The organism is Candidatus Nanohalobium constans (assembly GCF_009617975.1).
GTDB lineage: Archaea > Nanohalarchaeota > Nanosalinia > Nanosalinales > Nanosalinaceae > Nanohalobium > Nanohalobium constans.
Window position 1 is genome coordinate 22,844 of the sequence record NZ_CP040089.1, and the last position, 15,787, is coordinate 38,630.

The window sequence follows — 15,787 nt, forward strand, 5'->3', positions numbered from 1 at the left end:
GGACTTCAAACTAAAACACATGCCGGCTATAACCCTGGAAAACGTAGAAAAAATATACCAGCTAGGTGAAACTGAAGTAAAAGCACTGCGAGGCTCAGATGCAGAAATAGAAGAAGGAGAATTCGTAGCCATTATGGGACCATCAGGCTCAGGTAAATCCACGTTGATGAACATGATCGGCGCACTAGACATACCGACAACCGGAGAAGTCAACGTAGGCGGAGAACAAATAGGAGGCATGACAGAAGACGAACTAGCACTACTAAGAAGCCGGAAAATAGGCTTTGTATTCCAAGAGTTCAACTTAATCAACTCAATGAATGCCTGGCAGAACGTAGCCCTTCCAATGGTATTCAGAGGCAAAAGCAAAGCTGAGAGAAAAGAAAGAGCAATAAAACTCCTCGAAGATGTCGGACTCGGCGACAGAACCGAACACAGACCAAGCGAACTTTCCGGAGGACAAAGACAGAGAGTATCAATAGCTAGATCCCTAGCAAATGATCCAGACATACTTCTAGCCGACGAACCAACAGGAAACCTGGACACAGAAACCGGCGGCAAAATAATGGATCTGCTTACAGACCTTAACGACCGAGGCAAAACCATAATCATGGTTACACACGATCCAAACGACGCAGAGTACGCTGACAGAACAATTCAAATAGTAGACGGTGTAACAGACCCGAAAAAAGAAACAAACCAAGAAGAACTCGAAAATTGATATAATATGAAACAACTAGCACTAATCACAACACTTCTGCTGTTCCTATCATTCACAGCAGCACAGACATCATCAAACATCCAAATAGACCTAAAGAAAACAGAACCAGTACCCCTACAGACATCAGAATATGCCGACATATGGCTCGAAGTAACCAACGAAGGCACAGCCAACGCAGACAACATAGAACTCACTTTTGAAGAAAACTATCCTTTCTCAGTTGAGAGAGGAGATAAGACCAACTGGACGATCGGAGAGATTATTCCGGGTGAAGAATACCAACTACATCTTCAGACAAGAGTCGACAGAAACGCACTACAAGGAAACAACACACTGAAATTCCGGGTAGAGACAGGAGACATGTCATACACAAAGGAAGTTCCTGTGGAAGTACGAAGCGACAGAAACGTACTATCCATAGAGGAGGTAAACTTCCCTGACAAAGCAGCCCCAGGAACAAGACAACAGATGCAGCTAAAACTAAGAAATCTAGCTGACTCACAACTCAAAAACATTCAAACAGGTCTAGACCTGTCCGGCGACATCCCAATGGCAACATCAGGCGCATCCGACAAAAACCTGGTAAGCATAGAAGCAGGACAGACACAAACCATCAACTACACATTAAACATCGATGAATCAGCTGAAAACTCTGTATACAAACTGCCAATAGACATCAGCTTCGAAAATGAAGCAGGAACAGAATTCGAACAATCAACAACCACAGGAATAAACGTTGGAGGAAAACCAGACCTCAAAGTAGCCCTAGACACAGAAGACTCACTGACAGAAGGCAGAAAAGAACTAAACTTCCGCCTAGTCAACAAGGGACACGGATCAGCAGACTTCGTCTCCATGGAGCTGCAGGAAACCGACAACATAGAAGTAATCGGCAGTAACGACGAATACATCGGATCCATGGACTCTGACGACTTCCAAACAGCATCATTCCAGACACACATCGAAGCAGAAACTGAAAGCATCAACGTAGACCAGCTAGAACTTCCCGTAACTCTTGAATACAATGACCAAGACGGCAAACAAACAAGCACACAGAACATAGCAGCAGAATTCTACACAAAAGAAGAAGCCAAGAAATACGGCCTAACCTCAAGTGGAAGCCCACTACCACTAATCATCGTAGCTGTCCTACTCATTGGAGGAGGAATCTACTACTGGAGAAGAAAAAGAAAGGAGTAACCACCCCATGTTCCTCGACTTCTTCAGACTCTCAATAAACAATCTGCGCCACAGAAAACGGCGTTCATGGCTCACCATAATAGGAACACTCATAGGAATAATGGCAGTAGTCTCACTGATATCAATAGGACAAGGACTAGAAAACTCAGTAGCCTCAGAACTAGAAGAACTGGGAGGCAACAAACTATTCATATCCTCATCAGGAGGAGTATCAGGAAGATTCGCAGAAACAACCTTCGGACTAAACGAAGACGACAAACAAGCAATCGAAAGAGTCAAAGAAATAAAAGGAGTCGCAGGCGGAATATCAGGAGGAATAGACGCCAAATACAGAAGAGACACCGAAAAAACCAGCCTAAGAGGAATCACAACAGGAAGAAACGCAGATATAGCAAAAGAAATATACGATATAGAAGTTGTCGAGGGGAGATACCTTGCCACAGGAGACACAAGCTCGGTAGTGATAGCAGAAGACGCAAAAAACGACATATTTGAAGATGAAATAATACTAAACTCAAAAATAGATATCAACGGAACCGACTACAAAGTTGTAGGAGTGATAAGCACCTCTCAGACAGTAGGAAACTTCCAGGGGCTTGTAGGGCCACTTGAAGAAACCAGAGACGTTCTGAACAGACCAGAAGGATACGACTTCGTGACAGCCGAAGTCTCAGACGGAGAAACAACATCAGAAGTAGCAGAAAAAGTCAGGAAAGAGCTGAGAAACGAAAGAGGAATAGAAAAAGGAGAGGAAACCTTCCAGATAGAAACCGCACAAGACATAATAGACTCATTCAAAAACCAGCTAAGCATAATAAGAGCAGTTCTACTAGGCATAGGAGCAATATCACTGCTTGTAGGAGGTGTTGGAATAATGAACACCATGTACACCTCCGTCTCCGAACGTGAAAGAGAAATAGGAGTAATGAAAGCAATAGGAGCGACCAAAAAACAGATACTTGCACTATTCATGATCGAATCCGGAATGGTAGGAATGATAGGAGGACTCCTCGGCGCAACAGTAGGAATAGGTCTCAGCTACGTCGCAGCAGCTCTCATAAAATCCTCAGTCTCTCTGCCATTCCAGCCTTACGTTTCACCAGAACTCGTGTTCGGAGCCATATTTTTCTCATTCATCGTCGGCATGATCTCCGGAGCACTGCCAGCGAGAAAAGCATCTAAGAAAGAACCTGTGGAGGCGTTGAGATCAGGATGATAAGAGACCTGTTCTACATCGCCTACCGCAACATACGCCACAGAGGCAGAAGATCATGGCTCACAGTGATAGGAGTATTCATAGGCATCGCAGCCGTTGTATCACTAGTCTCACTAGGACAAGGACTCCAGACATCAGTCGAACAAGAGTTCGAGCAGATCGGCAGCGACAAACTCTTCATAAACTCAGCAGGAAGCGCCACATCAACATCGGCTGAAAGGCTCGACAACGATGATCTGCGTACAGTCAGAAGAAGCCAATCAGTAGGTACGGCGGACGGAGTAATCTTCGCCACAACCACTTCAAAATACAATGACCGACAGGAGTTTGTCACAGTGCTTGGAACGCCGACAGGAGAGTCTCAGGACCTAATCAAGGAAAGCTGGGCGTTGGAGATAGAAGAAGGACGAGAAATACAGTCAACCGACACATCCAGCATAGTCATAGGAAGCCAGGTCGCGGAAAGACTCTTTGGAGAAGAAATCAGCCTCAGAAACAGTCTAACAGTGAATGGGAAAAAATTCAGGGTTGTCGGAATCTACAAATCTACAGGAGATCCCAGCATTGACCAGGCGGTAGTAATGCCATACCAAACCTCAGCAGACCTTGTAGACAGAGATGGAGAAACCTATGACTGGGTTTTCGCCCAGATACAGGAAGGATTTGAATCCGATGAAGCCAAAAAAGAAGTAGAGAAAAACCTGAGAAATGAAAGAGGAGTAGACGAAGGAGAGGAAAGCTTCTCAGTCTCCACGCAGGAAGACCTTGTCTCATCATTCAACAGCATACTCTCAATAGTCAGAGGGGTAGTAATCGGAATAGCCTCGATCTCCCTCCTAGTCGGTGCCGTCAACATCATGAACACGATGTACACCTCAGTAACACAGAGAACAAGCGAAATAGGAGTGATGAAAGCAATAGGAGCCACCAGAAAACAGATAATGACGCTGTTTATCTTTGAAGCAGGCATAATAGGAATGATAGGCGGCATACTTGGCGTAACAGTAGGCGCAACACTCTCAACAATAGCATCCTACGCAGCAACACAGGCAATCGAAATACAGATCAATCCATACCTAGGACCAGAACTACTGATCGGAGCTACAGCATTCTCGTTCATTGTAGGAATACTATCTGGTGTCTTGCCAGCTAGGAGAGCAGCTAAGATGCCTCCTGCAGAAGCACTAAGATATGAATAAAGAAAAGTTAGAGGTTGTAGAGCTCGCTGTACTTCTCCTCAATATATTCTAAGAATGGTTCTGCGGTGGGTTTCTGTCCTGTTGCTTCTTCTACAAGTTCTTCTGTTTTGAGCAGTCTTCCTTTTTTGTGGATGTTTTCTCTCAGCCAGTTTAGAATTGGTTCGAAGTTTCCGTTCTCTATCTTGTTTTCCGGTTTTTCTATGTCTTCTTCTATTTTTTCGTAGAGCTGTGCTGATATCACGCTTCCCAGTGTATAGGTTGAGAAGTATCCGAAGGATCCCCACGCCCAGTGAATGTCCTGCATCACCCCTTCGGAATCTGTCTCCGGAGTTATACCTAGATATTTTTCCATCTTCTGATCCCAGATTTCTGGAAGTTCTTCTACCTCTATATCTCCGTTTATGAGTTTTCTACCTATCTCGAATCTGATTATGATATGCATATGGTAGGTTAGTTCATCAGCCTCTACACGGATCAGATTGTCATCATAGACCTGATTGAGTGATTCGTAGCAATCCTCTACGGAAGTATCACTGAATTCTTCCGGGAACTTCTCCTCCAGTTTTGGAAGCAGATACTTGGAGAATGCCTTTGATCTTCCTACATGGTTTTCCCAAAGTCTAGACTGTGATTCATGGATTGAAAGCTCTCTTGGCTGGCCTCTAGGTGTTCCATAGAACTTTTCAGGCACTCCAAGGTTGTACAGTGCATGCCCTGCTTCGTGTATAGTAGGCATCAAAGAACCCGTTATATCGTTATCTTTAGTCCTCGTCGTTATCCTTGTGTCATATGAGTTTCCAACAGTGAAGGGATGTGCAGAGAAGTCCAAACGCCCTTTCTCATCAGGGAAGCCTAGTTCCTGGGCTATCTCCTTGTTGAACCTCATTTCCTTATCTTCTTCAAAACTGCCTTTGAAAGCATCAGTACATAGATCTGGGTTACTCTCCTGTATCTCATCGATTAAAGGGTTTAACTCTTCTTTTAGCTTCTGTAGAATTTTTTCCATCCTTTCGAAGCTGAGGTAAGGTTCGTAATCCTTGTACAGAACCTTGTATGGTTCCTCACCTTCGTTAAGTGCTGCAGCATATTCTCTTTTTAGTTCAACTAGCTCTCTCAGTTCTTCTGCAAAACTTTCGAAATCATCTTCCTCTCTGGCTTTTTTCCAGACATCTACACACTCTGATTCCTTCTGAGAGATCTTTTCTATCAGTTTTCCTGGAACCTTCAACATCTTCTCTCTTTCACGCTTTAACTCTCGCATATTTGCCTTTTGATCTTCGTCAAGCTCATTCTCATCAATCGAATCGATTATCTCTCCTAAATTATCTGATGTAAGTTTTTCATGTCTAACTTTTGACAAGGTGCTTTTCTGCCTTGAACGAGGCATTACGCCGTTCTCAGGCATCATCACTTCTTCATCCCAGTTCAAGAACTTTGATGCTTCTTCAAGATTTGTTAAAGTCTTAACCTCATCCTCGAAATCAGAGTAGCTCATAATACGGTATTTTGCTGGTAACAGAAATAAAACTTACAATGAGTAATTAGCTAAACATGAACGAAGAGGAACTGGAGAAGTTCGCAGAAACTATAGTCGAAAGATCTACAAAGATAGAAGAAGGAGATTATGTCTACTTGAGTACTTATTCGACTGAAACACTTCCGCTATTCGAAAAAGTAAGAAACAAAATCATAGAGAAAGGAGCATTTCCACACGAACATCTGCTCTATGATTCTCAGCTCGGGAGAGCAGGAATGGATTATGAATGGATAACCAAAGCCTCGGATAAACAGCTTTCAGAAGTATCAGGTGCTAAAAAGAAAGAACTTGAGCAGATGGATGCCTACATATGTATCACTGGCCGCGAAAACGAAAATGAGCTTAACGGAGCCGACCCGGAAAAAATCTCTTTAAGGAAACAGGAGACGAAAGAACTCGCTGAGATCAGGAGAGATATGAAGTGGTCCCTAGTAACTTATCCAACAAATGGGAAAGCACAGAAAGCAGGTATGCCGACACAGAAATTTACAGAGTTCTTCTTCGATGCAGCCAACATAGACTGGGAAAAACTTGAACAAAAGAACGAAAAAATCAAACAAAAGTTTGATGGCGGACAAGAAGTTAGGATTACATCAGAAAACACTGATCTAAGGTTCAGCATCAAAGGAAGAAAGGGAGTTCCATGTAACGGTGAGAAGAACTTGCCTGACGGAGAAGTATTCTACACACCAGTCAAAGAATCAGTTGAAGGCCACATCCAGTTCACATATCCTGGTAGAAAACAGGGAAACGAAGTCACAGAAGTCTATCTGGAACTGGAGGATGGAAAGGTTGTTGAATTCAGCGCAGAGAAGAACGAAGACTTCCTGAGAGAACAGCTCAACACGGACGAAGGCGCCCGTTACTTCGGAGAGTTTGGAATAGGAACAAATTGGCAGATAGATCGATTTACCAATGAATTAGCTCTTGATGAAAAAATTGGAGGCACAATACACCTGGCTCTCGGAAGTGCTTTTCCACAGGCCGTTCCCGAAGAAGTAGAGCCAAATGATTCATCTATTCATTGGGATATAGTCAAAGACCTTAGGAAACAAGAAGGAGACGGAGGCAAAATAATCCTGGATGATGAAGTAGTTCAAGAAGGTGGAGAGTGGCAGTTCTAACTGTTTAACCGTTCCGCCCTCTCTAAATACTCTTCGTACTTTCCAAGCGCTTTCTCAATTGGCTCAGGTGAACTCATGTCTGCGCCAGCCTTCCTCAATGACTCGATGCTGTACTCGCTACTCCCTGTCCTCAGGAAGTTCAGGTAGTCTTCAGGCCCTTCATCCACTATTTTCTCCGCCAATGTGTTTCCTGCGCTGATCCCGGTTGCGTACTGATAGACATAGTAGTTATAGTAGAAGTGCGGTATCCTCATCCACTCCTTCTTAATCCTGTCATCTAATTCCAGGTTTGAATAATATCTGGACTTTAATTCTCCGTATTTCTGATCAGCTTTATCTGGAGTGATCGCATCTCCTTTTTCAAGTTCTCTGTGTAGCCAATGCTCGAACTCAGAGAACATTGTCTGCCGGAACAGTGTACTTCGGAAGTTTTCCAATGCATGACTCAAAACATGCTTTCTGAACTCTTCATCTTCAACAGTATCGAGCAGATGCCTTGTTAATAGTGCTTCATTGGTTGTGGAGGCAACTTCTGCCTGGAAGATGGTGTAGTCGCTGTAGTGATATGGCTGGGAGCTGTTGGTGTGGTGGCTGTGCATTGAATGTCCTAGTTCGTGGATTAAAGTGTACATCGAGCTCATGTCGTTCTGATAGTTCATCAGGGTGAACGGCCGGGAGTCGTAGCTACCTCCAGAGTATGCGCCGCTTCTTTTACCTTTGTTCTCATACACATCTACCCATCTTTCGTCTCCCAAAGCCTCTCTAACCTTTTCGACATAATCTTTGCCTAGAGGCTGTAATGCTTCAAGCACATGATCTTTCGCTTCCTCAAAACTGATTTCAGGGCTTTCAGTCTCAGTTACAGGCATATAGAGGTCGTAAGGAGTCAATTCTTCAAGTCCAAGGACTTTTTTCTTGAGCTCCGCATGCCTGTGTAGAAGATCGAGGTTATCTCTAACTGTTTCAACCAGGTTATCGTAAACCTCTCCAGGGATATTATCAGGTTTCATGGCAGATTCTCTAGCTGAATCAAAGCCTCTGATCTCAGCCATCCGCACATTCTTCCTTATATTTTTCTGCAGGGTCGTTGTAATAGTGTTTCTATAGTTTCCGAAGGTGTCGTACATCTTCTCGTATGTTTCCTTCCGGAAATCTCTATCAGGATTCTGTTGGAACTTGGTGAAGTTGCTGGTCGTTAACTCTACTTCTTCGCCTGATGGTTTCTCAACCTTTGGGAATGTCAGATCGGCATTGGTAAAGGTAGAATAAGTCTCGTGCGGACTGTCTAGCACATCTCCAAGCCCTGCCAGCATTGATTCTTTATCAGCATCCAAGATATGTTCTTCCATGCGGAAGAGGTCCTCAAAGTAATGTTCAAATCTTTCAAGGCTTTCTTCCTCTTCAATAAACTGTTCTATCTTTTGTTTGCCGGCTTCAGCTATCTCTGGTCGTATAAATCCTGTTTTATTACTGATATCGGTACTTAAGGCATTCATATTTGCGACAAGTCTTTGAGCATCTTGATTTCTAGTGTCTTGGTCTTTTAACATGCTGGCAAACCTGCTTAGATGCATCATTCGCCTTGAGATATCAAACTTCAACTCCAGAACTGCCGCCAGATTCTTGGCTGAACTTGTGACTTTGCCCTCATATTCCTCCAATTTGCTTGCTTCTTCCTTGAGCTCTTCTGCTTCTCTCTCTGCTTCCTCTATTGAGGAAAACATGCTTTTGATGTCCCATTTGTATCTTTCTTCTATCTCATTTCTTTCTTTAACCATTGCTTGATCTCCTCAGAAGTACTCCTCGAAGTTAGAAAATGTTTTATCCAGGAATTCTACTGCTTCCTCGGCATCAGACATCTTCAACACTTCTATGGCAGTGTGTAGGTGCCTGGTTGGTATAACTACTACGCCTGTCGGTATGCCTGAGTTACTGGTGTTGATGTGTCCGGCGTTGGTTACTCCTTTGTTGTAGAGCTTTCTGTGGTAGTTGAAATCGTCTTCTGCATTTTCTATCAGCCAGTTCCGTACCTTTTCCGGTGTTATCACTCCTCTGCCGCTTGCTTCTATCATGGTTATGCCGAATCCGTCTCCGGTAAATTCGTCGGATTCATCCAGATCCATGTTCGGTGTGTCGCCTGCTCTGGCTGTTTCCAGCACTATGGCGGCGTCAGGATTGATGTTTCGGCTTGATATCTTGGCGCCTTTCCTTCCTACTTCTTCCTGAGCTGAGAAAACAGCTACCAGTTCATAGTCTTCGTCAAAGTCGTTGAAGGCTTTGATAGCCATCGCGCATCCTATGCGGTTATCCATGGCTGGGCCTGTGACATATCCGTTAATCATCTCTTTGAAGTCTCTGTCGAATGTGATGTAGTCTCCGACACGAACTCCTCTATCTTTCAAGTCTTCTCTGTCTTCGGCTCCTACATCGACGAAAGCTTTCTCCATCTGTGGTAGGTCTCCTTCCCCGGGACCATCTACTAGGTGGGAAGGTTTAGCCCCTATAACGCCTGTCAGGTTCTCGCCTTCAGAGGTATGAACAATCACTCTTTGGTTTACAAGTGAGATGGGGTAAGCTCCTCCGATTTTGGAGATTCGGATAAATCCATCTTCCGTGATTCGTCTGACGCCCATGCCAATTTGGTCCATGTGTGCGTCTATCATCAAGGTTTTGTCGCCGCTCCCCTTCCGTGCGATCAGGTTACCGAAGTTATCCGTCTCGATAGAATCTGCTTCATCCTCTATCTTTTCAGAAATTAGTTCTCTTACTTTTTCTTCTTTGCCGGATACTCCGGGTGTTTCAACTAGTTCTTTAAGCAGTTGTTTCATAGCTGAGAATACGACTTTGAAACTTTAAACGCTAACCATACCTCAACATGTACATGCTCCGATACATCCTGATAACAGTATTACTTCTTCCATTCATTGACTTCTACATACTCGTAGAAGTAGCCGGAAGCATCGGAATACTGAAAACACTACTGATTAGTATAGTTACAGGATTGATAGGAGCAGAACTAGTGCGTAGAGAAGGAAGACATGTATTCCAAAAACTACAGAGAAGCGTAACAGGAGGAGAAATCACCAGAAACTTCATGGAAGGATTTATCTTGGTTCTAGCAGGTTTGATGCTTCTAAGCCCAGGATTCGTAACAGATATACTCGGAGCAGTTATAGCAGTAAGACCCGTCAGAGAAAGACTGGTCGCAAAACTAATGAACAGCAAAAACACGGCATTTGAAGTAGAATTCCAGAGATTCTAATTTCTCAATGAGAGTATGACTGAGGCGGTCAGGACAGCTAACCCTGCCTCAGAAGGAACACTGAACCCAAATAAAGAAGCAGAAATCAATCCAAGAACCAGAACACCGCCCTTTCTAACAGTATCAACATTAATCCTGTCCTCAAGCCCTGCAAGCAAATACAATCCTCCGCAAGCAACTCCAACAGTTGCCAAAGCAGGCAGCAGATATTCTGTTGTCGCTTGAATGCTTGAAGGAGACTTTACAGATAAAAGCAAGCCTGTAATGATTACAGCCGGTACTGAAAAACCTTCCACAAAATCAATATCAGCTATCTGCAAAGCAATAACCAGTATAGCCAATCCTGTAGCATACTGAAGTCTCTGAACATGGAACAACTGGCTGAAAATAGGGGCTAAGACTCCGACAACACCTCCAGCTAATATTAGATAAGGTGCCACTTTCTTCACCATACTTCTAGCTTCCCTGGTTGTCTCAGCTTCGGAATACAGGACAGCTAACGCTCCAGCACCAGCGAAAACAGTGAAAGCAACATTCAAAATACTGGTAAAGGACTGAAGATAGCCAGAGACAAGCATTGTGGCGAAAACACCGTCAACCAGCGGAAGCATCAATATATAGGCGAGTTGCCGCGTCTTCTCATCAAATTCCAGCACATGCCATGGGGCGCCATCAGTTAACTGATCCAGAACCATACACAAAACCTTTAGTTAGCGGTTCTGGGGCGTCTATTTCCAATTAAACTTTGCCCCAAACTTAAACTTAGAAACAGCAGCGACTCTCAAAACCTCAATACTAGTTGAAAAATCGGTCGCTGCAGACATACCAAAGGATATGCATAGCAGATTTTAAGTATTTTCTTCTAAATCATCACATAGGCCTCGATGGCTCAGCTTGGCTAGAGCGGTCCCCTCGTAGCGACTCCTAACGCAGAGCTCGACATGCGTTGAACCATTCAAAAAATGGCTCTCAGAAAAATTGACAAAAAGCGAGTGAGGGACAGGTCCCGGGTTCAAATCCCGGTCGGGGCTTATTTTCTGGTCTTCTGTTTGCCTCTTTTTTATTTGAGGATATTATATTGTTTTGTTATGAATCCTGAACGGTTGAAGGAAGGTGAGAGAAAGGTCCATAAAGAGATTAGTGAGTTGGCTAATGTTTCTAGAAGGGATAGTGAGTTGAACTATTATTTTGCATCTGTTTTAGAGGAGGTTCTAGAAGCTGTAAGTAAGATTGAACAAGATGCCGAACATTCTTCAAATAGACGGGAGGCGAAGATAGTCGAAGGTTTTGAACGAGGTCTTGACCAGGTCACGCAGGTTATTGATGAGGGTCTTTCTACTAAGCGTACGGTTGACTTGCTTACTGCTTGTAATGATTTAGATGAAAGGCATAGGGGCTGGCAGAGAGATATTTCGCCGAATCAGATCTTGAGTTTTGTGGATCAGGATTCGGGCGCTCAGAGAGGCGAAGTGTCCGATAAATTGAAGGAGTTAAATAGTGTAAATTTCTTGAATGTGTTTAACGAACCTGAGCCTGCTGAATCGGTTTGTGAATCTGTCAGGGTGTGGGTGCGTGATACAGGAGCAGATTTTGATGACGGTGATTATTGCCCTGATGCAGTGAACTTCTTAGGATTGGTTCTTCTGCAGTCAGTTGAAGATTTGATGGATGAAGATAAACAACCTTATGCGAACAGGAGATTGCAGCAATCCGTTTACTAGATAAAGTCCTTCACGGTTTCAAAGAAGTTCTTCTTCTGTTCTGGTTCTTTAGTTAACTCTTCTACTTTTTCGTCTCCTTCTGAGTTTACAGGTATTTCTACATCGATTTTGATATATAGGTCGCCGTTTCCTCGTCGTCCGGGCATGCCTTTTCCTCTGACTCGGAGTACTTGTCCTGGTTGTGTTCCAGCAGGAACATCTACTTTCAACTTACCCTCCGGGTGTTCTATCTTGGCTTCTGTTCCTGTTGCTGCGTCTCCTACTCCGACTTTCAGGGTTGTAAAGAGGTCGTTATCTCTGCGTTCGATCTTTGAGTGTGTCTTGACTTTGACCACGAGATATAGGTCTCCGTTCCTGCCTTTCCGGCTTTCGTGACCTTTGCCGTTCAGTTTCAGTCTCTGACCGTCTCGTACTCCTGCAGGAATATCGACTGTTATTGTCTCGGTTTGATCTGTTAGACCGTCTCCGTTACATTCTGAGCATTTTTCTTCCGGCACTTCGCCTGTGCCGTTGCATTTTGGACATTCTTGTACTGTTTGTGTCCGGCCGAAGATGCTTTGCTCAATTTTTCGGACTCTGCCCTGCCCGTTACACTCCGCACATGTATTAGTCTCTCCGGTTTCCGAACCGTTTCCACCGCAGTCTGAGCACTGTTGTTTCCTCTCTACTTCGAAGGTCTTCTCAACTCCGTTGTACGCATCTTCTAGGGTCACTGTTGTGGACATCTTCATGTCCTGGCCACGAGATCTCCTTCTTCGCTGACCTCCTCTTCCCCCTCCACCGAAAATTTCCTCGAAAAGATCCTGGAAATTGGATGCGGCCTGGCGCTGACCTCTACCAGCATGACCTTCTACGCCTTGCTTACCAAACTGATCGTATTTCTTCCTCTTATCCTCGTCAGAAAGAACATCGTACGCCTTGTTAATTTTCTTGAACTTCTCCTCATCAGCCTCATCGCCGTTACTATCAGGATGATATTTCTTCGCCTTCTTTCTGTATGCTTTCTTGATTTCTTCCTGACTTGCGTCTTCTGAGACTCCTAGAAGTTCGTAGTATTCTTTGGGCATCCCTTGTTTTATTGTCGTGTATAAAAATTTTTAAGACAGGTTTAATTTTATGGCAATCAACCAAACATTTATAATTGTTACTTATCAATAACAACATATGAAAGAAAACTACTCAATTTTGGAAGACGACTCTGCAGCATATGAAAACGGAGATCAAATCGTCATAGCTGATGGCGGAGATCCAGAGGCTGAGGATTTTGATGATTCCAATTTTTATGAAGTGCCTGGAACTGAAACTGTAGACGGAAAAGTTGTAGTAAGCGATCAAAATGTTGTTGAATTTGCTCAATCAATGAGTGATGCTCTCTACGACTTTGATCCAAGAGGTGGTTTTAAGTCAGGTTTCTACAATGATGATAATTTCAATCAGACGATTAGAGATGCAATCCCTGGTTCAGAAAGCAACTATGATGAGAAAGCATCAGTGGCCGCAGAAATAGGACTTGCTCTCGCTGGGGTCAAGCATGATAAGTTAGGACCAGATACACCGGGATCGCCGGACTATGAGGGGCTTATGTGGGATGCCGTTTCAAATATTCCGGAATTAAACCAGTACAAAGATGAAGAAGAGAAGGCAGAATATGTAACTATTGGTAAAGAAGCTGCTGAGAACTTCGATCAGGTACTTGAATCTCCTCACTCTGAATTTGAAGAAGGAGATTTTGAATTAGAAGAGGAATCTGGCCTGTTTGAAAGAATTTTAGGTTAATTCCCCATTTTCTTTCCTTATTTTATTCATTAAGAAATGAGAAATAAGAAGTAAGTAGAGATTGTACTGGGAAAACCTATTTTTCTCCCTCTTCGTCTACTTCTTCATAGTCTGCGTCGACTACTTCATCATCTCCTGTAGGATTTCCAGCTCCACCGCCCATGTTCTGGGCTGCTTGTCTAACTTCTTCTTCACTCATGTTTGATGGGTCGAATCCGCCCATTCCGCCTGGTCCGCCTTGCTGCCCATCATACATTTCCTGTCCAATCTCCTGAAGTTCTTTTTCCAGGTCTTCGATCGCCGAGTCAATATGTTCCGACGCTTCTTCTAGGTCGTCCATCTCTTCTGCTTCTTCTTTAGCCTCTCTTACTTCTTCGATTGCGTCTTCGATGGATTCTATCACTTCTTCGTTGACTTGGTCTTCGAAGTTATCCATCTGGGTTTCTGCCTGTGAAGTCATCTGGTCTGCTTTGTTCTTGGTCTCGATGAACTCTCTCTTCAGTTCGTCTTCTTCCTCGTGTTTCTCTGCTTCTTCTTTCATCTCTTCGATTTCGTCTTCGTCAAGTCTTGATGTGTCGTCAATGGAGATTGATGCTTCTTCTCCACTCTGTTGTTCTTTTGCTGATACATTAAGTATGCCGTCGGCGTCGATTTCGAATGTTACTTCGATTTGTGGCTGTCCTGCTGGTGCTGGAGGAAGTCCCTGAAGGTTGAACTGTCCCAGAGACTTGTTGTCCTGCGCCATCTCTCTTTCTCCCTGTAGAACATGGACAGTTACTGTAGACTGGTTGTTCTGGGCTGTGGTGAAAGTCTTGGATTCTTCTGCAGGGATGGTGGTGTTTTTCTCGATTAGTGTTTCTGTTAGGCCTCCTTTGACTTCTACTCCGAGGCTGAGAGGTGCTACATCTAGTAGTAGCAGGTCGTCCATTTCTCCGGAGATGCTTCCTGCCTGGATTGCTGCGCCCTGTGCGACTGCTTCAGCAGGATTGACTGACTGGTCGGGCTGCATTCCGGTGATTGCTTGGACATGTTCTCTGACTGCAGGCACTCTAGTTGTTCCTCCGACTAGAATCACATCGTCGATTTCTCCCTTGCTGATTCCCGCATCCTCGATGGCGGTCTCAGTAGGCTGAGTGGTTCTTTGAACTAGACTTTCTACCAGGTCTTCGAACTTGCTTCTTGTTAGTTCGTAGTCTACATTGTATGTTTCGCCGTCTTCCTGGTGAATGAAGGGAATGTTGATAGTTGTCTGTTTTCTGCTGGATAGTTCTTTCTTGGCTTCTTCTGCGTTCTCTCTAATTCTCTGCATAGCTTCGTCTTCATCTGACAGGTCGATTCCATTCTCTTCCTTGAACTTCTCGACAACCCAGTCAATTATTTCCTGGTCGAAGTCGTCGCCACCTAGGTCGTTGTCTCCTTCGGTGGATTGTACTTCGTAGATTCCGTCTCCCATCTCTAGGACTGTTACATCGAAGGTTCCTCCTCCGAAGTCGTATACAAGCACTGTTTTCTCGCTTTCGTCGTCTAATCCATATGCTAGTGCGGCTGCAGTTGGTTCGTTAAGTATTCTCTCTACTTCAAGCCCTGCGATCTCTCCTGCGTCCTTGGTTGCTTGTCTTTGTGCGTCGTTGAAGTGTGCTGGTACTGTTATGACTGCTTTCTCGACATCGTCTCCGAGTTTGTCTTCGGCATCGTTTTTCAGTTTCTGTAGAATCATGGAGGAGATCTGCTGTGGTGTGTAGTCGTCTCCATCCAATGTGACTTCGTAGTCGGCACCCATGTGTCTTTTGATGGATTTGACTGTGTTTTCTTCGTTTGTCAATAGCTGGTTTTTTGCTGGTTTTCCGACGAGTCTTTCTCCGTCGTCGAATCCTACTATGGAGGGTGTTACTCTTTCTCCTTCACTGTTTTCCAGCATTTTTGGTTCGCCATCCTCTACGGATGCTACTGCGCTTCTTGTTGTACCGAGATCAATTCCAACTATCTTAGCCATTTTTTTGTTTTCACCTATACTACATTTTTGTTGAGGTG

General features: G+C 44.1%; 14 protein-coding genes and 1 tRNA gene. 9 read left to right on the forward strand and 6 right to left on the reverse strand.

The window, feature by feature from the left end; all coding sequences use genetic code 11:
* Positions 1-19: 19 nt before the first annotated feature.
* The 4 genes from LC1Nh_RS00140 to LC1Nh_RS00155 are packed head-to-tail and all read left to right on the forward strand — an operon-like array spanning position 20 to position 4,336.
* Positions 20-721 carry an ABC transporter ATP-binding protein gene (locus LC1Nh_RS00140; protein WP_153549675.1) on the forward strand — a complete coding sequence of 234 codons (702 nt, stop codon included), beginning with the start codon at positions 20-22 and terminating at the stop codon, positions 719-721.
* 6 nt (positions 722-727) lie between these two features.
* On the forward strand, positions 728-1,921 hold the full coding sequence (locus LC1Nh_RS00145) for a COG1361 S-layer family protein (RefSeq protein WP_153549676.1): 1,194 nt from the start codon (positions 728-730) through the stop codon (positions 1,919-1,921).
* A gap of 7 nt (positions 1,922-1,928) precedes the next feature.
* Positions 1,929-3,137, forward strand: a complete 1,209-nt coding sequence (locus tag LC1Nh_RS00150) for an ABC transporter permease (RefSeq protein WP_153549677.1) — start codon at positions 1,929-1,931, stop codon at positions 3,135-3,137.
* Positions 3,134-4,336 (forward strand): ABC transporter permease, encoded by a 1,203-nt coding sequence (locus tag LC1Nh_RS00155; protein WP_153549678.1) that lies wholly within the window; start codon positions 3,134-3,136, stop codon positions 4,334-4,336. Before LC1Nh_RS00150 ends, LC1Nh_RS00155 begins: the two co-directional genes overlap by 4 nt.
* A gap of 7 nt (positions 4,337-4,343) precedes the next feature.
* On the opposite strand, the gene LC1Nh_RS00160 is transcribed toward LC1Nh_RS00155, so the two are convergent.
* The gene (locus tag LC1Nh_RS00160) at positions 4,344-5,831 is read right to left on the reverse strand and encodes a carboxypeptidase M32 (protein WP_153549679.1); all 1,488 of its coding nucleotides are present in this window, start codon (positions 5,829-5,831) and stop codon (positions 4,344-4,346) included.
* Positions 5,832-5,887: 56 nt separating this feature from the next.
* Here LC1Nh_RS00160 and LC1Nh_RS00165 point away from each other — a divergent pair, with 56 nt between their 5' ends.
* Positions 5,888-6,997, forward strand: a complete 1,110-nt coding sequence (locus LC1Nh_RS00165) for an aminopeptidase (RefSeq protein ID WP_153549680.1) — start codon at positions 5,888-5,890, stop codon at positions 6,995-6,997.
* Here the strand turns inward: LC1Nh_RS00165 and pepF are convergent.
* The gene (gene pepF, locus LC1Nh_RS00170; RefSeq protein WP_153549681.1) at positions 6,994-8,775 is read right to left on the reverse strand and encodes an oligoendopeptidase F; all 1,782 of its coding nucleotides are present in this window, start codon (positions 8,773-8,775) and stop codon (positions 6,994-6,996) included. The two genes, LC1Nh_RS00165 and pepF, sit on opposite strands and share 4 nt — an antisense overlap.
* Positions 8,776-8,787: 12 nt before the next feature.
* Positions 8,788-9,825, reverse strand: coding sequence for a M42 family metallopeptidase (locus LC1Nh_RS00175; RefSeq protein ID WP_153549682.1), 1,038 nt, complete (start codon positions 9,823-9,825; stop codon positions 8,788-8,790).
* 53 nt (positions 9,826-9,878) lie between these two features.
* Between LC1Nh_RS00175 and LC1Nh_RS00180 the strand changes: the two genes are divergently transcribed.
* Positions 9,879-10,259 carry an FxsA family protein gene (locus tag LC1Nh_RS00180; protein WP_217907045.1) on the forward strand — a complete coding sequence of 127 codons (381 nt, stop codon included), beginning with the start codon at positions 9,879-9,881 and terminating at the stop codon, positions 10,257-10,259.
* On the opposite strand, the gene LC1Nh_RS00185 is transcribed toward LC1Nh_RS00180, so the two are convergent.
* Positions 10,256-10,954: a DUF5794 domain-containing protein gene (locus LC1Nh_RS00185; protein WP_153549684.1), complete on the reverse strand. Its 699-nt coding sequence runs from the start codon at positions 10,952-10,954 to the stop codon at positions 10,256-10,258. The genes LC1Nh_RS00180 and LC1Nh_RS00185 overlap by 4 nt on opposite strands.
* 183 nt (positions 10,955-11,137) lie before the next feature.
* On the opposite strand from LC1Nh_RS00185, the gene LC1Nh_RS00190 reads away from it, so the two are divergent.
* Positions 11,138-11,290, forward strand: a tRNA-Thr gene (locus tag LC1Nh_RS00190).
* A gap of 57 nt (positions 11,291-11,347) precedes the next feature.
* On the forward strand, positions 11,348-11,980 hold the full coding sequence (locus tag LC1Nh_RS00195; RefSeq protein ID WP_153549685.1) for a hypothetical protein: 633 nt from the start codon (positions 11,348-11,350) through the stop codon (positions 11,978-11,980).
* On the opposite strand, the gene dnaJ is transcribed toward LC1Nh_RS00195, so the two are convergent.
* Positions 11,977-13,047 carry a molecular chaperone DnaJ gene (dnaJ, locus tag LC1Nh_RS00200; protein ID WP_153549686.1) on the reverse strand — a complete coding sequence of 357 codons (1,071 nt, stop codon included), beginning with the start codon at positions 13,045-13,047 and terminating at the stop codon, positions 11,977-11,979. The two genes, LC1Nh_RS00195 and dnaJ, sit on opposite strands and share 4 nt — an antisense overlap.
* A 97-nt stretch (positions 13,048-13,144) precedes the next feature.
* Between dnaJ and LC1Nh_RS00205 the strand changes: the two genes are divergently transcribed.
* On the forward strand, positions 13,145-13,756 hold the full coding sequence (locus LC1Nh_RS00205) for a hypothetical protein (protein WP_153549687.1): 612 nt from the start codon (positions 13,145-13,147) through the stop codon (positions 13,754-13,756).
* Positions 13,757-13,832: 76 nt separating this feature from the next.
* Here the strand turns inward: LC1Nh_RS00205 and dnaK are convergent, their stop codons facing one another.
* Positions 13,833-15,749, reverse strand: coding sequence for a molecular chaperone DnaK (gene dnaK, locus LC1Nh_RS00210; protein ID WP_153549688.1), 1,917 nt, complete (start codon positions 15,747-15,749; stop codon positions 13,833-13,835).
* Between the last annotated feature and the right edge of the window lie 38 nt (positions 15,750-15,787).